Here is a 17,899-nt window from a genome sequence, read left to right as displayed (position 1 = left end):
TTCGCGCACCCGCCGCGTTCGATCCCGAGCCGATGGTGGAGGCGCTGCGTCTCACGGAGATGCGACCGGAGCGCATGACGGCGGCGCGCGAACGGGTGATCGCTGCCGCCAGCGACGGCTTTTCCTGGACACGCTCGGGTCTGGCGCACGCAGCCGGCACGTCGTCGAGCGTGATCGAAGGGCTGACCCAGCAAGGCGTCTTCGAGACCGTCTTCATGGCGCCGCCGCCGGTCGTCGCCTTGCCCGATCCCGATTTTACCGCCCCCCGGCTCGAAGGCCCGCAGAAGGATGCAGCGGCCGATCTGCTGGCAGCGGTCGAGGATGGCGGCTTCTCGGTATCGCTGATCGACGGCATTACCGGCTCGGGCAAGACCGAGGTGTATTTCGAGGCGATCGCTGCGACCCTTCGGGCGGGCAAGCAGGTGCTGATCCTGCTTCCGGAAATCGCGCTGACGTCGAGCTTCCTCGAACGCTTCCAGGATCGCTTTGGCTCCAAGCCCGCCGAGTGGCATTCGGACTTGGCTCCCCGCACCCGTGAAAAGGTCTGGCGCCAGGTGACGACCGGCACGGTCCGCGTCGTTGCCGGCGCCCGTTCGGCGCTGTTCCTGCCCTTCGAGGAACTGGGTCTCATCATTGTCGACGAAGAGCACGACCCTGCCTACAAGCAGGAAGATCGCGTCTTCTACAATGCGCGCGACATGGCCGTCGTTCGTGGTCGCATCACCGGCTTTCCCGTCGTGCTCGTCTCGGCGACGCCGTCGCTCGAAAGCCGGGTCAATGGCGACGTCGGGCGCTACAAGCCGATCCACCTGCCGACCCGTTTTGGCGATGCGGCGCTGCCGCGGCTCGGCGTCGTCGACATGCGCCAGCATCCGCCGGCACGCGGCGGGTTTCTCTCGCCGGTGCTCTTGAACCAAGTCGGCAAGGCGATCGAGCGCGGCGAACAGGCGCTGCTGTTCCTCAATCGTCGCGGCTATGCGCCGCTGACGCTGTGCCGCGTCTGCGGCCATCGCTTCCAGTGCCCGGATTGTTCGAGCTGGCTGGTCGAGCATCGCTTCCGCGGGCAGATCCAGTGCCACCAGTGCGGCTATTCCGAGCGCACGCCGGAAGCCTGCCCGGAATGCGGCACGCTCGATCATCTCGTTGCCTGCGGCCCCGGCGTCGAGCGCATCGCCGAAGAGGTGGAGCGGCATTTCCCTGAGGCGCGCACCATCGTGCTTTCTTCCGACCTGATGGGCGTCAAACGGCTGAGGCTGGAGCTTGAAGCCATCACGCGTGGCGAGGCCGATATCGTCATCGGCACCCAGCTCGTCGCCAAGGGCCATAACTTTCCGCTGATGACACTGGTCGGCATCGTCGATGCGGATCTGGGTCTTGCGAACGGCGACCCACGCGCGGCGGAGCGGACCTTCCAGCTGCTCTCGCAGGTGACCGGCCGAGCAGGCCGAACGGGTCTCAAAAGCCTCGGATTGCTGCAGACCTATCAGCCGCAGCATCCGGTGATGCAGGCGATCGTGTCCGGCGATGCCGACGCTTTCTACGACCGCGAGATCGCCGAGCGCGAAAAGGCACTGCTGCCGCCGTTCGGCCGGCTCGCTTCGCTGATCGTTTCGGCCGACACCCGGCAGGATGCCGAGGGCCATGCGCGCGGCTTGCGGATGGCAGCGCCAAGGACGGATGGCATTTCCATCCTCGGTCCAGCCGAGGCGCCGCTGGCGCTGGTGCGTGGGCGGCATCGCTTCCGGCTCCTGGTGCATGGCCGGCGCAACAGCGACATGCAGGCCTTCGTCAAGGCGATGATCGCCGCCGGCCCCAAGGAGCGTGGCTCGATCAGCGTCCAGCTCGACATCGATCCCCAAAGCTTCCTGTAGTTCAAGTTTCCTGTGATCGTTGCGTTCAAGCGCCCGTGGGCGATTCACAACCGGGGCGACATGCGCTAGAGGTCAGGAACGCATCGCTCCGGCCGACGACGGGGCGGCATGACAACGGGCTCATCTGCGGGAACGGGCATGGAGTTTTATATTCCGACGGAAACCGGCGAGTTCCTCGCCTTCTGTGCGGCGGCGGCGGCAGCGCTGATCGGCGTCGTCATGCTGTTTGCTCCGCGGCTGACCTTTCGCTTGGCCGGCATCGGCATTGCCGAGGGACGGCGGGGCGGCCTAGCCGAGGCGCGCTCGACCATGGGCGGCATGCATCTGGGACTTGGCCTCGCCGCCATTCTGCTCGCCCAGCCGATGGTTTATCTGGCTGTCGGGGCTGCCTTTGCGCTCGCCGCCTTCGGCCGAATCCTCTCCATGATGAGCGACAATGGCAGCACGCTCTACAACTGGGCGGCGCTCATCGTTCAGGCGGCGCTCGCCATCCTTCCGCTCGGCTATGTCTTCGGCATGATCTGATCGCGATTGCGGGCATCCCCGCGATTCACAGCGCAGGACCGAATTTACGGCAAAATTCGGCCAAAGGTGGCCGACTTATGCCGCATTCCTGCCGTTCGCGTGTTGCGAGTCCAAACATCCTATGCTAGACGAACCGCGAATTGCGGGGGAAGTGGGTCGCCAGGCCTCGATATCCTGCAAATTATTGCAGCAAATTCAAGAACTTAAGTTGACGGCCCACCGCCAGCACCGTTCTTGGATGAAATTGAGAGAAGCTTGTGCCCGTGGCAGACACATCCCAGCTTATTTCCGGTGTTGCAGAAAGATATGCGTCCTCGCTTTTTGAACTCGCGCTCAGCGCCGGTTCGGTCGAGGCAGTCGGTGCGGATCTCACCCGCGTCCAGACCCTGATCGACGGTAGCGACGATCTGAAGCGGCTGATCGCCAGCCCGGTCTTTTCTGCAGACGACCAGTTCAAGGCCATTTCGGCTGTTGCAGCGAAAGCTGGCATCTCCGGGCTCGTCGGCAACTTCCTCAAGGTCGTTGCCCGCAATCGCCGCCTCTTCGCGCTGCCGGGCATGATCAAGGCGTTCCGCCTGATCGCCGCGCGCCATCGTGGCGAAATTTCCGCCGACGTCACGTCGGCCCATGCGCTCTCCGCAGCGCAGGAAACTGAATTGAAGGCGACGCTGAAGAGCGTCACCGGCAAAGACGTGGCGGTCAACGTCACCGTCGACCCGTCTATTCTTGGAGGTCTGATCGTCAAGGTCGGGTCCCGCCAGATTGACACTTCCCTTCGCACCAAACTCTCTAGCCTTAAGCTTGCACTGAAAGAGGTCGGCTGATGGATATCCGCGCCGCGGAAATTTCCGCAATTCTTAAAGATCAGATCAAAAATTTCGGCCAGGAAGCAGAAGTCTCCGAAGTCGGTCAGGTGCTTTCCGTCGGTGACGGTATTGCCCGCGTCTACGGCCTCGACAATGTCCAGGCAGGCGAAATGGTCGAATTCCCGGGTGGAATTCGCGGCATGGCGCTGAACCTCGAAGCCGACAACGTCGGTGTCGTTATTTTCGGTTCGGACCGTGACATCAAGGAAGGCGACACCGTCAAGCGGACTGGCGCCATCGTGGACGTTCCGGTTGGTCCGGAGCTGCTCGGCCGCGTCGTCGACGCGCTCGGCAACCCGATCGACGGCAAGGGCCCGATCAACGCCAAGCAGCGCGCACGCGTTGACGTCAAGGCTCCGGGCATCATTCCGCGCAAGTCGGTTCATGAGCCGATGTCGACCGGCCTCAAGGCCATCGACGCTCTGATCCCGGTTGGCCGTGGCCAGCGCGAGCTCGTCATCGGCGACCGCCAGACCGGCAAGACCGCGATCATCCTCGACACGATCCTCAACCAGAAGGCCATTCACGACAATGGTCCGGATGGTGACAAGCTGTATTGCGTCTACGTCGCAATCGGCCAGAAGCGTTCGACGGTTGCCCAGTTCGTGAAGGTTCTGGAAGAGCGCGGCGCCCTGCAGTACTCGATCATCGTTGCTGCAACGGCTTCCGATCCGGCTCCGATGCAGTACCTCGCACCGTTCGCCGGCTGCGCCATGGGCGAATACTTCCGTGACAACGGCAAGCACGCTCTCATCGGCTACGACGACCTGTCCAAGCAGGCCGTTGCCTACCGCCAGATGTCGCTGCTGCTGCGCCGCCCGCCGGGCCGCGAAGCTTACCCGGGCGACGTTTTCTACCTGCACTCCCGCCTGCTCGAGCGCGCTGCAAAGCTGAACGACGACATGGGCGCTGGCTCGCTGACGGCTCTGCCGGTCATCGAAACGCAGGGCAACGACGTTTCGGCGTTCATCCCGACCAACGTGATCTCGATCACCGACGGCCAGATCTTCCTTGAAACCGACCTGTTCTACCAGGGCATCCGTCCGGCCGTTAACGTCGGTCTGTCGGTTTCCCGCGTTGGCTCGGCCGCGCAGATCAAGGCGATGAAGCAGGTTGCCGGCTCGATCAAGGGCGAACTCGCCCAGTATCGCGAAATGGCCGCCTTCGCGCAGTTCGGCTCGGACCTCGACGCCGCTACGCAGCGCCTGCTGAACCGCGGTGCCCGCCTGACCGAACTCCTGAAGCAGCCGCAGTTCTCGCCGCTGAAGACGGAAGAGCAGGTCGCTGTCATCTTCGCAGGTGTCAACGGTTACCTCGACAAGCTGCCGGTCAACCAGGTCGGCAAGTTCGAGCAGGGCCTGCTTTCGTACATGCGTTCGGAAGGCAAGGACATCCTGGAAACCATCCGCAAGGACAAGGCGATCTCCGACGACGTCAAGGGCAAGCTGAAGGCTGCAATCGACAGCTTCGCCAAGTCTTTCGCCTGAGCGGATTTCAGTTAGGACGGATAACGGATGCCTTCACTTAAGGATCTGAAGAACCGGATCGCCTCCGTCAAGGCGACGCAGAAGATCACCAAGGCGATGAAAATGGTCGCCGCGGCGAAGCTTCGGCGTGCGCAGGAGGCGGCTGAGGCCGCCCGGCCTTACTCGCAGCGTATGGCTGCCGTTCTCGCCAACATCGCCCAGGCGGTTGGCGCGGACGACAGCGCGCCTGCGCTGATGACCGGAACCGGCAAGGACGATACGCACCTTCTGGTCGTCTGCACGGCTGAACGCGGCCTTTGCGGCGGCTTCAACTCGCAGATCGCCCGTCATGCCCGCGACCACGTTCGCAAGCTGCTTGCAGCCGGCAAGACGGTCAAGATCATCTGCGTCGGCAAGAAGGGCTTCGATATTCTGCGCCGCGAATACGCGTCGCTGATCATCGATCGTGTCGACCTGCGTGAGGTCAAGAAGATCGGCTTTGAAAACGCCGACCAGATTGGCCACAAGGTCATCGCGCTCTTCGAAAAGGGCGAGTTCGATGTCTGCACGCTGTTCTATTCTGAGTTCAAGTCCGTTATCGCCCAGATTCCGACGGCTCAGCAGCTGATCCCCGCTTCGGCCGGCCCGGTCGCAGCGGAAGCATCGGATGCTTCGGCTGTCTACGAATATGAGCCGGACGCGGGCGCGATCCTCAGCGATCTCATTCCGCGCAACATTTCGGTGCAGATCTTCCGGGCCTTGCTCGAGAACGTCGCAGGCGAAATGGGTGCCAAGATGAGCGCGATGGACAACGCGACGCGCAATGCTGGTGAGATGATCAACAAGCTGACGCTGAACTACAACCGTCAGCGCCAGGCTCAGATCACCAAGGAACTCATTGAAATCATCTCGGGCGCGGAAGCGCTCTAAGGTCACGAGAAGAGGGTAAGGATTATGGCTAAGGCAGCTACCCCGAAAGAAACCGCAGCGGAGAAGAAGCCCGCTGCACCGAGGAAGGCAGCTTCCGCCAAGACCGCAGCAGCAGCCGCAACCGGCGCTGTCGGTCGCGTAACGCAGGTCATCGGCGCCGTCGTCGACGTCGCGTTCGACGAAGGCCAGCTTCCGCAGATCCTGAACGCGCTGGAGACCGACAACAACGGTAACCGCCTCGTTCTCGAAGTCGCACAGCACCTCGGCGAAAACTCCGTTCGCACGATCGCCATGGACTCGACCGAAGGTCTGGTTCGCGGCCAGTCGGTTACCGACACCGGCGCACCGATCACGGTTCCGGTTGGCGACGAAACGCTCGGCCGCATCATGAACGTCATCGGCGAGCCGGTTGACGAAGCCGGTCCGCTCGTCACCTCCGGCAAGCGCGCCATCCACCAGGAAGCGCCGTCCTACGTCGAGCAGTCGACGGAAGCGCAGATCCTCGTCACCGGCATCAAGGTCGTCGACCTTCTCGCTCCTTACGCAAAGGGCGGCAAGATCGGCCTCTTCGGCGGCGCAGGCGTCGGCAAGACCGTTCTCATCATGGAACTGATCAACAACGTCGCCAAGGCGCACGGTGGTTACTCGGTGTTCGCAGGCGTGGGTGAACGTACCCGCGAAGGCAACGACCTTTACCACGAAATGATCGAGTCCGGCGTTAACAAGCACGGCGGCGGTGCAGGCTCCAAGGCTGCCCTCGTATACGGCCAGATGAACGAACCGCCGGGCGCCCGCGCTCGCGTCGCTCTGACCGGTCTGACGATCGCTGAAGACTTCCGCGACAAGGGCCAGGACGTTCTGTTCTTCGTCGACAACATCTTCCGCTTCACCCAGGCAGGCTCCGAAGTGTCGGCTCTGCTCGGCCGTATCCCGTCGGCCGTGGGTTACCAGCCGACGCTGGCGACCGACATGGGTCAGATGCAGGAACGCATCACCACCACGACCAAGGGCTCGATCACCTCGGTTCAGGCCATCTACGTTCCGGCCGACGACTTGACCGACCCGGCGCCGGCAACCTCGTTCGCCCACCTGGACGCAACGACCGTTCTGTCGCGCTCGATCGCCGAAAAGGGTATCTACCCAGCCGTTGACCCGCTCGACTCGACCTCGCGCATGCTCGACCCGATGATCGTCGGCGAAGAGCACTACGAAGTGTCGCGTAAGGTGCAGACGACCCTGCAGCGCTACAAGGCTCTCCAGGACATCATCGCCATCCTGGGCATGGACGAACTGTCTGAAGAAGACAAGCTGGCTGTTGCTCGCGCTCGTAAGATCGAACGCTTCCTGTCGCAGCCGTTCTTCGTCGCCGAAGTCTTCACCGGTTCGCCGGGCAAGCTCGTCGCTCTCGAAGACACGATCAAGGGCTTCAAGGGCCTGGTCAACGGCGAGTACGACCACCTGCCGGAAGCTGCCTTCTACATGGTTGGCTCGATCGAAGAAGCGATTGAAAAGGCCAAGAAGCTGGCTGCTGAAGCCGCTTGATAGCACTGTTAAGCCTCGGCGCTGCACAAGCGCCGAGGCTTTCATCCTGTCCTTTCGCAAGGATAGGGAAGACATGCACAGCCGCCTCTCAGGTGGCGCGCCCACAAGAAGTGAATGGTCATGGCCGATTTCAACTTTGAGCTTGTTTCCCCCGAGCGCCTGCTCGTCTCCGAAAAGGTGACGGAAGTCGTCATTCCGGCGACCGAGGGCGAGATGACCGTGATGGCCAATCACGCGCCGACGATGACGACGGTGAAGCCCGGCGTGGTCACGGTGAAGCTGGCCGACGGCAAGACGGAGCGCTTTGCGGTGTTTGGCGGCTTTGCCGACATCCTGCCGACCGGCTGCACGCTGCTCGCCGAATCCGCCGTTCATGTCGATGAACTCGACCGCACGGCTCTCGAAAGCCGTATCGACGCGGTTCGCGCCGAGCTGGAAGGCGCCGGTGACGAGAAGAAGACCCGTCTGGAGCAGTTCGTCGCCGAACTGACGAAGCTCGGCGAGATCGTCATCCCGGCCTGAAAGGGACACCCGGAAGGGTGAAGCGCAGAAACAAAGCCCCGCCTTCGAGCGGGGTTTTTTTATGCGTTCATCCGGGCCGCTCCCGCTGCAACGCGGCTGGTGGCTCCCATCGGCGACTTTAGCTATTCTTCACCGTCGATCCTGTATTCATCGATGACCACGCAGCCCACGAGGAAAGACCGCTGGCATGACGTCGAAGATTGTTCCTGTCATCATGGCCGGTGGAAAGGGCACCCGACTGTGGCCGCTCTCGCGCTCTGCCGCGCCGAAGCAGTTCCTGCAGATCCTTTCCGAGCGATCGCTGTTCCAGCAGACGCTCGAGCGTGTGGGCGACCGGACGCGATACGAGCCGGCAATCGTCGTCACCAACAGCGACTTTCGCTTCATCGTCGCCGAGCAGGCGCGTACGATCGAGGCCGAGCTCGGCGACATTCTCCTGGAGCCGGTGGCGCGCAACACCGCACCGGCCCTTGCCGCAGCCGCCTTCGCAGTGCTTGGCCGCTACGGCGAAGGCGCGATCATGCAGGTGCTTGCCTCCGATCACGAGATCGACGCCGGCGTCCTCTACGAGGACTGCATCCTGAGAGCGCAGGCGGCCGCCCAGCGGGGAGAGCTGGTGACGTTCGGCATCACCCCGACCGAACCGGCCACCGGCTTCGGCTATATCGAATGCGGCGACGAGCTGGCCGAAGGCACGAACCGGGTGGCGCGCTTCGTCGAGAAGCCGGATCGGGTGAAAGCCGAGGCGATGATCGCGACCGGGCGCTATCTCTGGAACTCCGGCCTGTTCATGCTGCCCGTGACGCTCTTTCTTGACGAATTGAAGCGGTTTGCGCCGGAGGTCTTCGACGCAGCGAAGGCTGCCGTCGAAGGTGCCTACAAGGATCTCGACTTCACCCGGCTGCACGGCGAAAGTTTTGCTGCAGCACCTGATATTTCCGTCGATTATGCGGTGTTCGAAAAGACCGAGCATGCCGCCGTCGTGCCGTCGTCGTTCCCCTGGTCGGATCTCGGAAGCTGGGATGCGGTGTGGAAGACCGGACGCAAGGATGCCGACGGCAATGTCGTCACGGACCGGGCGACGGTGTCGAACACCCGCAACTCGCTGGTTCTGTCACGCGACATTCACTTGGCGGTGCAGGGTCTGGAAGACGTGGCCGTCATTGCCGGAGAGGACGCCGTCTATGTCGGGCGGCTGGACGACAGCCAGAGCGTCGGCCATATCGTCAAGGCGCTCGCCCTCTCTCCCAAAACCGCGGCGCTGACGGAAGTGCATCCGACCTCCTACCGTCCCTGGGGCGCGGTGGCCGCACTTTCCGACGGTGAGCGCTTCTCGGTGAAACGCCTACGCGTGACGCCCGGCAAGAAGATCTCGCTGCAGAAGCACCATCACCGCGCCGAACACTGGATCGTGGTACGCGGCACGGCGGAGATCACCATGGGTGGCGAGACGCGGCTGCTCCACGAGAACGAGTCGGTATTCATTCCGCAGGGCACGGTGCACCGGCTGCACAATCCGGGCAAAATCCCGCTGGAGCTGATCGAGGTGCAGACCGGTTCCTATCTCGGCGACGACGACACCGTCCGCATCGAGGACGAATTCGGCCGTAAATAGGCGCATCGCATCGTTGTCGGACGGCGAAACGAAAAATGCCCGGGCGAAACCCGGGCATTGAAGTCGGCGCATCAGGGCTGATTGGCTCAGCCGGCGACGCGCGCGCTCTCGCCCTTCTGGGCGTAGTAGTGGCCGAAGCGGTTTGCGAGGAAGGTATCGAGGCCGATGTCTTCCTGGCGAACGAAACCCTTCTGGGCGATCTTGCCTTCGGCAAGCAGATCGAGCACGGCGCAGATGCTGCCGGCGGTGGTGATCTGGATGCCGCTCTGCATGCGACCGGCAACGACGCCGCTATAGACCTTGTTGGCGTAGGTTTCCTGGATCAGGCGACCGTCGCGGAAACCCGAAACGGTGACGAAGATCACGACGACGTCCTGGGTGGTGGTCGGCAGCGAATTTTCGAAGATGTCCTTGAGGACTTCGCGGCGGTGACGCAGGCCGAGGTCGTTGAGGAGCGCCTTCATGATGGCGGCGTGACCCGGGTAGCGGATCGTCTTGTAGTTCAGCGTGCGGACCTTGCCCTTCAGCGTTTCACAAAGCGTGCCAAGGCCGCCCGAGGTGTTGAAGGCTTCGTAGGTAACGCCGTCGAGCGAGAATTCTTCGCGCTCTTCCATGGCCGGCACTTCGATCAGGTTGCTCTCAACGATCGCCTCGCAGGGCTCGATGTATTCGTTGATGACGCCGTCGGTGCTCCAGGTGAGGTTGTAGTTGAGCGCGTTCGACGGGTACTGCGGCAGGGCGCCGACGCGCATGCGTACGCTTTCCAGCGTCTGGAAACGGCTGGCGAGGTCGTTGGCGACGATCGAGATGAAGCCCGGTGCGAGGCCGCACTGCGGAATGAAGGCGGTGTTTGCCTTGGCGGCGATCGCCTTGACCTGGCGGGTGGATTCGACGTCTTCCGTGAGGTCGAGGTAATGGATGCCGGCTTCGGCAGCGGCTTCGGCGATTGCGACCGTCAGGTGGAACGGAGCCGCGCTCAGAACGGCGAACTTGCCGGAGAGAAGAGCGACGAGCGCCTTCTTGTCGCCGATGTCGACCGTCGCCGTCGTGATCGCGGCATGCTTTTCGACCTGCTCCAGCTGCTCGGCGGCGCGGTCGGCGACGCAGACGCTGTAGTCGCCGGTGTGTGCCAGCATGCGAGCGATGGTGGAGCCGATCTTGCCTGCTCCGATGACGACGATATTCTTCATTCTTTCCCCCAGGGCATGAGAACTGTTTGTGTCTCTATTGTTGTGGGAGGGGCTGTTGATTTGAAGCGCTGATGTGACTAAATCGCCTATCTAAATTCGGCAGATTGCCCAACTGGACCGACGAAATGCAGATCACGGACAAGGATCGCGAGCTCCTCGCCATCTTGAGCGAAAACGCCCGCATGCCGACGGCGACGATTGCCCGAAGGCTCGGCCTGTCGCGCACGACGGTGCAGGCCCGCATCGAGCGGCTGGAGCGCGAAGGCATCATCGCCGGCTATGGCGTGCGCCTGTCGGAAAGCTACGAGAAGGGGCTGGTCAAGGCGCATGTGCTGATCACCATTGCGCCGCGGGCGCTCTCGCGCGTGACCCCGGAACTGAGCGCCATCCGGGAAATCCAGACGCTGCATTCGGTCAGCGGCAGCTTCGACCTGATTGCCGTGGTCGCTGCGACGTCGATCAGCGAACTCGACCTGCTGATCGATCGCATCGGCGAAATCGACGGTGTCGACCGAACGCTGTCGTCGATCATCCTCTCGACGCGGATTGACCGCTAGACCGTCCTTCGGTTCGAGCGACAGGCGGTGCGATCATCAGGGCGGGCTGGCGGCCGGTGCGGATTCCTCTTTGCCCGTGCCCGTTCCGTCCGGCACCTTGGCCGGGGCGTTCCAGGCACTCGGTCCCCGAACGAAACTGCGCAGGCTGCCATCGCCATAGGCGAGCCACTTGCTGCGGTCGAAATATTGCTCGGCAATGCTCTTCGGGCGGGCACGGGCGGCCTGGTTGGCGAGGAAATTGTAGCGCTGCGTCTCCTCGTCGGATTCACGCTTGAGCTGAATGCGGCTGCCAAAGCGCTTGAGGTCGAATTCCCTCAGCGCCTGGATCTGCAAGGTGACGCTGGCCGCGTCCGCCCAGCGCACGTGATCGAGGAAGACGGATGCCGCCCGCGCCGCAGCCGTCGTCACCGCCTGGCTGTCCTCCTGGCGCTCGATGTTGAGCTTGACGCGGAACGACGAGATTTCTTCCTCGCCGCTGCCCTTGACGAAGATGAAGATCGACGAGGGTTTGTCCTCGCCCGGCCGGGGCAAGGAAATCAGCGAGGAGCATTCCCACTGGGCCCGTTCGCCGGCGCTCGATTTCCATTCGAGCTCCCGAAATCCGGCATCGCGCAACTCGTCGCAAAGCGCCTTTGGGTCGCTGCGGATGACGCGCAGGAACTGCTGCTCCGGCGTCTGCAGGTCCTGGAAGGTCCAGGCGGGCAAGACGACGCGCGGCGGCACGCGCCTCTCGCGCTTCGTGCCCGTCGTCTCGTCTGGTCTCCCTCCTTCGAGAAAGGTCGTCGGCAGGCCGAGTGCGAGCAGAAGCTTCTTCAGATTGCGTTGCTCGTTGGCGAGCAGGGCCGTCGCGACGATGGCGGTGACGATCAGCAGCAGGGCCACGATGAAGAAGCGCAGACCGGTGCTTCGGGCCGGCTTGCCGGCGGGCGTCTTGCCTTTGGCCGTGCTCATGCAGCCTCGCTCGCCCCATAATGGGCGATGAGTTGCGGAGCCTCCAGCGAAGGGCGGTCGGTCTGCCGGGTTTCCATGATCTCAGGCTAGCAAGATGTCCAAGCCTTCTTCATCCTCGAAATCCGTCGCGGCGGCAATATGCAACCGCCGATAACCGCGAGGCGACTGTTGCATCCCGACACAACGCGCCGGTGAACCATCGCCGGCGTGAACTAAAAAGTTGAAATCCGGAAGTGATTGCCTAACTAGCGTCCGCAGACATTCAAACCGGAGCGCATGTTCCTCATGACAGAGCCGACATCCGCAACGCCGTCGATCGACGTAGCACTGGTGCGCCGGCTACTCGCGGTGCAGTTTCCGCAGTGGTCGGAACTCGACATAAGGCCGATCGAACCGGGCGGTTGGGACAACAGGACGTTTCGCCTCGGCGACCGGATGACCGTCCGGTTGCCGAGCGCCGAACACTACGTTCTGCAGGTGGAAAAGGAACATCGCTGGCTGCCGCTGCTGGCGCCGCAACTGCCGCTGCCCATTCCTGTGCCTCTCGGCAAGGGCGTGCCGGGAGAGGGTTTTCCCTGGCCCTGGTCGGTCTATCGTTATCTCCCCGGGGAAACACTGGCTGCCGAGCGGGTCGACGATGTCAGGCAGGTCGCGAAGGACCTGACGCGGTTCCTGCGCGCGCTGATGCAAGCGGATGCCACTGGTGGGCCCGTGCCCGGCGATCATAATTTCCACCGCGGCGGCCCACCTGCCTTTTACGACGGGCAGACGCGCGAGGCCCTGAAGCTGCTTGGGGGCGACATCGATAGGACGGCCGCAGGGGAGGTCTGGGAGGCCGCGCTTGCCGCGCCGTTCGAGGGCGCGCCCGTCTGGTTTCACGGCGATATCGCCTGGGGTAACCTGCTGGTCGAGAACGGCAGCTTGAGCGGCGTCATCGACTTCGGCACCTCCGGTGTGGGTGATCCGGCCTGCGATCTTGCGATCGCCTGGACGTTTTTCGACGGCGAGAGCCGCGAGGTCTTCCGCGACGGCATGGCTCTCGATCACGGCGCCTGGGCCCGCGGCCGCGGCTGGACGCTGTGGAAGGCGCTGATCGTCCTTGCCGGCATGGCTGGCGCGCCGGCGAGCGAAAAGGCAAAGCAGCGCGTGGTGATCGACGAGGTGCTTGCGGATCACCGTCGCCACGGCTGAGACCGGTTGCGCGCCGGCCGGGCACCGACTTGACCCCGGCGCAAATTGCCTCTAGGTCAGGCGCACGCGGGACGACCCGCGTCGGTGTTTCGCCTGGGGACGGCCCCATTATCTCGACCGAGATATTGGAGACGATCGTACCATGCAGCCCCGTAGCCCGCGGCACGCCCGCGTGACCATTTCCTTCATCGAGCAGCCCGATCACCCCGCCGGACGCCATCGTTTCGTGGAACGATCCCGGCCGCCGATCGCTTTCCCAACATATTGAAGCGCGCAGGTGGCCGCCCGCGCGCGCCGCCGACGTTTCGTCACCAACGCACGAGGTTGATGATGGCCGGACCCATCGAACAATTTGAGATCAAGTCGCTCTTCCCGATCGCCGAAGTCGGCGGCCACCAGATCAGCTTTACCAACTCGGCCGCCTATATGGTGCTGACGATCGCGATCGCCAGCCTCTTCCTGATCCTGTCGACAAGGAGACGCGGCCTCGTGCCAAACCGGGCGCAGTCGGCGGCGGAAATCCTCTACGAGTTTGCGGCGAAGACTTTGCGCGACAATGCCGGCGAAAAGGGCATGCGCTTCTTCCCGCTGGTGTTCTCGTTGTTCATGTTCATCCTCACCGCCAACCTGATCGGCATGTTCCCCTATGCCTTCACGGTGACGAGCCATATCGCCGTCACCTTCGCGCTGGCGATGCTGGTGTTCCTGACGGTCACGCTCTACGGCCTCTACCGGCACGGTCTCGGCTTTCTCAGGCTGTTCATGCCCTCAGGCGTGCCGCTGATCCTGGCGCCGATCATTATCCCGATCGAGGTGGTCTCCTACCTCTCGCGTCCTGTCAGCCACTCGGTGCGTCTGTTCGCGGTCATGCTCGCCGGCCACATCACGCTCAAGGTTTTCGCCGGCTTCGTCGTGGGCTTGAGCGGTTTCGGCGCGCTCGGGGTCCTCGCCGCGATCATGCCGCTGCTGATGACGGTGGCGCTGACGGGGCTGGAACTGCTGATGGCCCTGATCCAGGCCTATATCTTCACCATGCTGACCTGCATGTATCTCAACGACGCACTGCATCCGAGCCACTGAGAAAAGGTATGGAGGTTCCCCGCGAAGGGAGCCTCCTTTTCATTCGGCCGTCACGCGCCGGGCTTCGTTGCGGTAGGTCCGCCAGGACGACCAGCCGAAGGCCATCAGGAACATCGCGGTCATCAGCAGCACGATGGTCGGCGCCGGCGCGCTGTCGATGAAGAAGGACAGATAGACGCCGGTAAACGACGCCGTCATCGCGACCAGCACGGCGACGATGAGCATCGCGCCCATGGTCCGGGTGATCAGGAAGGCAATGGCGCCCGGCGCGATCAGCATGGCGATGGCGAGGATCAGCCCCACCGCCTTCAACGCGCCGACGATCGTCAGCGACAGGATCGCGAGCAGTCCATAGTGAAGCCAGTTGACGGGCAGACCGACGGCCTTGGCCTGGGCCGGGTCGAAGGCATGCAGCAGGAAATCCCGCCACTTGACCGCGAGGATGCCGGCGGCCACGAGCGCGATCACGCCGGTCTCGACAATGTCCGGCCAACCAATGCCGAGCATGTCGCCGAAGAGGATGTGATCGAGGTGCACGTCGCTCTGGATCTTGGTGTAGAGCACCAGGCCGAAGCCGAACATGCCGGAGAAGACCACGCCCATGACCGTATCCTGCTTGATGCGGCTGTTCTCCTTGAGATAGCCGGTCAGCAACGCGCAGGACATGCCGGCGGCAAAGGCGCCGACGGCGAGCGGCAGGCCGACGATGTAGGAGATCACCACGCCGGGAAAGACGGCATGCGAGATCGCATCGCCCATCAGCGACCAGCCCTTCAGCACCAGGAAGCAGGAGAGCATCGCGGTCGGAATCGCCACCAATACCGAGATCAGAAGCGCGTTGCGCATGAACTCGAATTCGAACACGGCAAGCATCATGTCGAGCGAGATCATCGGCCAGCCTCCGCCGGCTCGGCGCCACGCCGGCGCGCGGCGAGAAGTCCGTGTTTCGGGGCAAAGACGAAGGCCGTCAGGAAGATCAGCGTCTGCAGCACGATGATGATGCCGCCGGTAGCGCCATCGAGGAAGTAGCTGAAATAGGCGCCGAAGAAGCTCGTCAGCGTGCCGATGGCGACGCTGATCAGGATCAGCCGCGGGAAACGGTCCGTCAGCAGGTAGGCGGTGGCGCCCGGCGTCACCACCATGGCGATGACGAGGAAAGCGCCGACGGTCTGCAGCGCCGCGACCGTACAGGCCGAAAGCAGCGTGAAGAACAGGACCTTGAGAAAGGTCGTCGGAATGCCGATCGAGCGCGCATGGCTCTCGTCGAAGAAGGTGACCATCAGGTCCTTCCACTTCGCCGTCAGAATGATCAGCGAGACGACGCCGATGATCGCCAGTTGCAGCGTGTCGGCCGGCGTGATCGCCAGGATATTGCCGAGCACGATCGTCTGGATGTTCACCGACGTCGGCGACAGCGACACCATGAAGAGGCCGAGGCCGAAGAAGGAGGTGAAGATCAGGCCGATGATCGTGTCTTCCTTGAGCCTTGTGCGCTGGTTGAGGAAGAGCATGGCGCCGGCGGCGAGCGCGCCGGAGAAGAAGGCGCCGAGCGAGAAGGGCAGGCCGAGCATGTAGGCGCCGGCGACGCCGGGCACGATCGAATGCGAGAGCGCGTCCCCGATCAGCGACCAGCCCTTGAGCATCAGATAGGAGGACAGGAAGGCGCAGACGCCGCCGACCAGCGCGCTCACCCACATGGCGTTGAGCATGTAGCCGTAGGTGAAGGGTTCGAGAAGCGTGGCGGTCATTTGCCGTTCGGCTCCGTGTTGCCTTCGGGCTTTGCCGGCTGAGCCACCATGCGGTCCTTGTCCCCATACATGACGAGCGGACGCTCGTCGTCGGTGATGACGGCAAGCTGGCGGGGATCGGCGTCGTCGTGCAGGTTTTCACCGCCGAGCACGAAGTGCCGGAGCACGCCGCCAAAGGCGAGCTCGAGGTTTTCGCGGGTAAAGGTCGTCTCGGTCGGGCCGTAGGCGAGCACGGTGTTTTTCAGCAGCACGGTGCGGTCGCAGAACTCCGGCACGCTGCCGAGATTGTGGGTCGAGACCAGCATGACCCGGCCCTCGTCGCGAAGCCCGATGAGCAGCCGGATGATCGCGTCCTCGGTCTTGACGTCGACGCCGGTGAAGGGCTCGTCGAGCAGGATGACCTTGCCGTCCTGGGCAAGGGCGCGCGCGAGAAAGACGCGCTTCTTCTGGCCGCCGGAGAGTTCGCCGATCTGGCGCTTGCGGTAGTCGCTCATGCCGACGCGGGCAAGGGCTGCCTCGACCGCCTCGTGATCGATCTTCTTCGGGATGCGCAGCATGTTCATGTGGCCATATCGGCCCATCATGACGACGTCTTCGACCAGCACCGGGAAGTTCCAGTCGACTTCTTCGGCCTGGGGCACATAGGCGACGAGGTTCTTCTTCAGCGCTTCCGGCACGGAAAGACCGAGGATCGAGATGTCGCCGCGCGACAGGCGGGCAAAGCCCATGATCGCCTTGAACAGTGTCGACTTGCCGCTGCCGTTGACGCCGACGAGTGCTGTGATCGTGCCGGTCGGGATCTCGAAGCTGGCGTCACGCAGCGCCCGCAGCCCGTTGCGGTAGGTGACGGTGGCACCCGCAACGCGGATGCCGCTCCCTGGCTCGCCGGTGGAAGGGGCTGGGCCGGAGCGCGTCTTCACCTGAAGGTTCATTGTGCAAGACCCTTGGCGATGGTTTCCGATGTGACGCGCAGCAGGTCGACATAGGTTGGAACCGGGCCGTCCGCTTCGCTCAAGGAATCAACGTAGAGCACGCCGCCGTATTTTGCACCGGTCTCGCGCGCCACTTGCTCTGCCGGGTCAGGCGAAATCGTGCTTTCGGAGAAGACGACCGGGATATGATTGGCGCGGACGGCGTCGATCACCTTGCGGACCTGCTGCGGGGTGCCCTGCTGGTCGGCGTTGATCGGCCAGAGATAGAGTTCCTTCATGCCGAAATCGCGGATCAGGTAGCTGAAGGCGCCTTCGCTCGAGACCAGCCAGCGCTTGTCTTCGGGAATCTTGGCGATCTCGGCGCGGATCGGCGCGATGGTCGCCTCGATCTTCTGCTTGTAAGCCTCGGCATTGGCCTTGTAGGTCTCGGCGTTATCAGGGTCGTACTTCACGAAAGCGTCGCGGATGTTGTCGACATAGATCAACGCGGCGGATGGCGACATCCAGGCATGCGGATTGGGCTTGCCGGAATAGGGGCCTTCGGCAATGCCCATGGGGTCGATGCCGGTCGAGACGACGACGCCGGGAACATCGTCGAAGTTCTGGAAGAACTTTTCGAACCAGCGCTCGAGGTTCAGACCGTTCCAGAGGATCAGCTTGGCGTCATGCGCCTTCAGGATATCGCGCGGCGTCGGCTGGTAGTTGTGGATCTCGGCGCCCGGCTTGGTAATCGATTCGACGATGGCTGCGTCGCCTGCGACATTCTTTGCCATGTCGGCAATGACCGTGAAGGTCGTCACTGCCTTGAACTTTTCCTGCGCAAAGCTGGCGTTCGGCGATAGCGCGATGGCTGCCACGGCTGCTGCTGCCGCCAGGATCGCGCGCCTCGTCTGATCTATCATTCTCTACTCCC

Annotated in this window: 17 protein-coding genes; 11 read left to right on the top strand and 6 right to left on the bottom strand. The window is 63.2% G+C overall.

Annotation, left to right across the window (positions count from 1 at the left end; genetic code table 11):
• The 8 genes from L981_RS18005 to L981_RS17970 all read left to right on the top strand — a co-directional run.
• Positions 1–1,871: primosomal protein N' (locus L981_RS18005; protein WP_043619170.1), on the top strand; the 1,871-nt coding region annotated here is incomplete at its 5' end.
• Positions 1,872–2,009: 138 nt separating this feature from the next.
• A complete protein-coding gene (locus L981_RS18000; protein ID WP_043619162.1) occupies positions 2,010–2,396 on the top strand; it encodes a hypothetical protein in 387 nt (128 codons plus the stop codon).
• A gap of 263 nt (positions 2,397–2,659) precedes the next feature.
• Positions 2,660–3,220: a F0F1 ATP synthase subunit delta gene (locus L981_RS17995; RefSeq protein ID WP_305728137.1), complete on the top strand. Its 561-nt coding sequence runs from the start codon at positions 2,660–2,662 to the stop codon at positions 3,218–3,220.
• On the top strand, positions 3,220–4,749 hold the full coding sequence (atpA, locus tag L981_RS17990) for a F0F1 ATP synthase subunit alpha (protein WP_043619148.1): 1,530 nt from the start codon (positions 3,220–3,222) through the stop codon (positions 4,747–4,749). Before L981_RS17995 ends, atpA begins: the two co-directional genes overlap by 1 nt.
• A 27-nt stretch (positions 4,750–4,776) precedes the next feature.
• Complete coding sequence (locus L981_RS17985; protein ID WP_043619147.1) at positions 4,777–5,658, top strand: F0F1 ATP synthase subunit gamma; 882 nt, start codon at positions 4,777–4,779, stop codon at positions 5,656–5,658.
• A gap of 24 nt (positions 5,659–5,682) precedes the next feature.
• Positions 5,683–7,200: a F0F1 ATP synthase subunit beta gene (atpD, locus tag L981_RS17980; protein WP_043619145.1), complete on the top strand. Its 1,518-nt coding sequence runs from the start codon at positions 5,683–5,685 to the stop codon at positions 7,198–7,200.
• A 120-nt stretch (positions 7,201–7,320) separates the two neighbouring features.
• Positions 7,321–7,722, top strand: a complete 402-nt coding sequence (locus L981_RS17975; RefSeq protein WP_034803086.1) for a F0F1 ATP synthase subunit epsilon — start codon at positions 7,321–7,323, stop codon at positions 7,720–7,722.
• Positions 7,723–7,909: 187 nt separating this feature from the next.
• Positions 7,910–9,337, top strand: a complete 1,428-nt coding sequence (locus L981_RS17970) for a mannose-1-phosphate guanylyltransferase/mannose-6-phosphate isomerase (RefSeq protein WP_043619142.1) — start codon at positions 7,910–7,912, stop codon at positions 9,335–9,337.
• An 86-nt stretch (positions 9,338–9,423) separates the two neighbouring features.
• Here the strand turns inward: L981_RS17970 and L981_RS17965 are convergent, their stop codons facing one another.
• Positions 9,424–10,527: a saccharopine dehydrogenase family protein gene (locus L981_RS17965; RefSeq protein ID WP_034802496.1), complete on the bottom strand. Its 1,104-nt coding sequence runs from the start codon at positions 10,525–10,527 to the stop codon at positions 9,424–9,426.
• Between the two features lie 125 nt (positions 10,528–10,652).
• Here L981_RS17965 and L981_RS17960 point away from each other — a divergent pair, with 125 nt between their 5' ends.
• Positions 10,653–11,084 (top strand): Lrp/AsnC family transcriptional regulator, encoded by a 432-nt coding sequence (locus L981_RS17960; protein ID WP_043619168.1) that lies wholly within the window; start codon positions 10,653–10,655, stop codon positions 11,082–11,084.
• Positions 11,085–11,120: 36 nt separating this feature from the next.
• On the opposite strand, the gene L981_RS17955 is transcribed toward L981_RS17960, so the two are convergent.
• Positions 11,121–12,035, bottom strand: a complete 915-nt coding sequence (locus L981_RS17955) for a DUF6030 family protein (protein WP_245281656.1) — start codon at positions 12,033–12,035, stop codon at positions 11,121–11,123.
• 285 nt (positions 12,036–12,320) lie between these two features.
• On the opposite strand from L981_RS17955, the gene L981_RS17950 reads away from it, so the two are divergent.
• Together L981_RS17950 and L981_RS17945 are read left to right on the top strand one after the other, a co-directional pair.
• Positions 12,321–13,226 carry an aminoglycoside phosphotransferase family protein gene (locus L981_RS17950; protein WP_043619165.1) on the top strand — a complete coding sequence of 302 codons (906 nt, stop codon included), beginning with the start codon at positions 12,321–12,323 and terminating at the stop codon, positions 13,224–13,226.
• 330 nt (positions 13,227–13,556) lie between these two features.
• Complete coding sequence (locus L981_RS17945) at positions 13,557–14,306, top strand: F0F1 ATP synthase subunit A (protein WP_156134132.1); 750 nt, start codon at positions 13,557–13,559, stop codon at positions 14,304–14,306.
• Positions 14,307–14,345: 39 nt separating this feature from the next.
• Here the strand turns inward: L981_RS17945 and L981_RS17940 are convergent, their stop codons facing one another.
• Genes L981_RS17940 through L981_RS17925 form a run of 4 tightly spaced genes read right to left on the bottom strand, consistent with a single transcriptional unit; the run spans position 14,346 to position 17,888 of the window.
• A complete protein-coding gene (locus L981_RS17940; RefSeq protein ID WP_043619135.1) occupies positions 14,346–15,197 on the bottom strand; it encodes a metal ABC transporter permease in 852 nt (283 codons plus the stop codon).
• Complete coding sequence (locus L981_RS17935) at positions 15,194–16,054, bottom strand: metal ABC transporter permease (RefSeq protein ID WP_043619134.1); 861 nt, start codon at positions 16,052–16,054, stop codon at positions 15,194–15,196. Before L981_RS17935 ends, L981_RS17940 begins: the two co-directional genes overlap by 4 nt.
• Positions 16,051–16,986 (bottom strand): manganese/iron ABC transporter ATP-binding protein, encoded by a 936-nt coding sequence (locus tag L981_RS17930; RefSeq protein WP_043619130.1) that lies wholly within the window; start codon positions 16,984–16,986, stop codon positions 16,051–16,053. Before L981_RS17930 ends, L981_RS17935 begins: the two co-directional genes overlap by 4 nt.
• On the bottom strand, positions 16,983–17,888 hold the full coding sequence (locus L981_RS17925) for a metal ABC transporter substrate-binding protein (protein ID WP_043619125.1): 906 nt from the start codon (positions 17,886–17,888) through the stop codon (positions 16,983–16,985). Before L981_RS17925 ends, L981_RS17930 begins: the two co-directional genes overlap by 4 nt.
• Between the last annotated feature and the right edge of the window lie 11 nt (positions 17,889–17,899).

Origin of the sequence: Ensifer sp. ZNC0028 (genome assembly GCF_000799055.1) — a bacterium.
Taxonomy (GTDB): Bacteria; Pseudomonadota; Alphaproteobacteria; order Rhizobiales; family Rhizobiaceae; genus Ensifer.
Note: the sequence above shows the minus strand (reverse complement) of the source record. Positions and strands in the feature narration are given on the sequence as shown.

Excerpts from the sequence above, each read along its gene's own strand:
- L981_RS18000 (WP_043619162.1), top strand. The coding sequence starts at position 2,010 with ATGGAGTTTTATATTCCGACGGAAACCGGCGAGTTCCTCGCCTTCTGT.
- atpA (WP_043619148.1), top strand. The coding sequence starts at position 3,220 with ATGGATATCCGCGCCGCGGAAATTTCCGCAATTCTTAAAGATCAGATC.
- L981_RS17985 (WP_043619147.1), top strand. The coding sequence starts at position 4,777 with ATGCCTTCACTTAAGGATCTGAAGAACCGGATCGCCTCCGTCAAGGCG.
- atpD (WP_043619145.1), top strand. The coding sequence starts at position 5,683 with ATGGCTAAGGCAGCTACCCCGAAAGAAACCGCAGCGGAGAAGAAGCCC.
- L981_RS17975 (WP_034803086.1), top strand. The coding sequence starts at position 7,321 with ATGGCCGATTTCAACTTTGAGCTTGTTTCCCCCGAGCGCCTGCTCGTC.
- L981_RS17970 (WP_043619142.1), top strand. The coding sequence starts at position 7,910 with ATGACGTCGAAGATTGTTCCTGTCATCATGGCCGGTGGAAAGGGCACC.
- L981_RS17965 (WP_034802496.1), bottom strand. The coding sequence starts at position 10,527 with ATGAAGAATATCGTCGTCATCGGAGCAGGCAAGATCGGCTCCACCATC.
- L981_RS17960 (WP_043619168.1), top strand. The coding sequence starts at position 10,653 with ATGCAGATCACGGACAAGGATCGCGAGCTCCTCGCCATCTTGAGCGAA.
- L981_RS17955 (WP_245281656.1), bottom strand. The coding sequence starts at position 12,035 with ATGAGCACGGCCAAAGGCAAGACGCCCGCCGGCAAGCCGGCCCGAAGC.
- L981_RS17950 (WP_043619165.1), top strand. The coding sequence starts at position 12,321 with ATGACAGAGCCGACATCCGCAACGCCGTCGATCGACGTAGCACTGGTG.
- L981_RS17945 (WP_156134132.1), top strand. The coding sequence starts at position 13,557 with ATGGCCGGACCCATCGAACAATTTGAGATCAAGTCGCTCTTCCCGATC.
- L981_RS17940 (WP_043619135.1), bottom strand. The coding sequence starts at position 15,197 with ATGATCTCGCTCGACATGATGCTTGCCGTGTTCGAATTCGAGTTCATG.
- L981_RS17935 (WP_043619134.1), bottom strand. The coding sequence starts at position 16,054 with ATGACCGCCACGCTTCTCGAACCCTTCACCTACGGCTACATGCTCAAC.
- L981_RS17930 (WP_043619130.1), bottom strand. The coding sequence starts at position 16,986 with ATGAACCTTCAGGTGAAGACGCGCTCCGGCCCAGCCCCTTCCACCGGC.
- L981_RS17925 (WP_043619125.1), bottom strand. The coding sequence starts at position 17,888 with ATGATAGATCAGACGAGGCGCGCGATCCTGGCGGCAGCAGCAGCCGTG.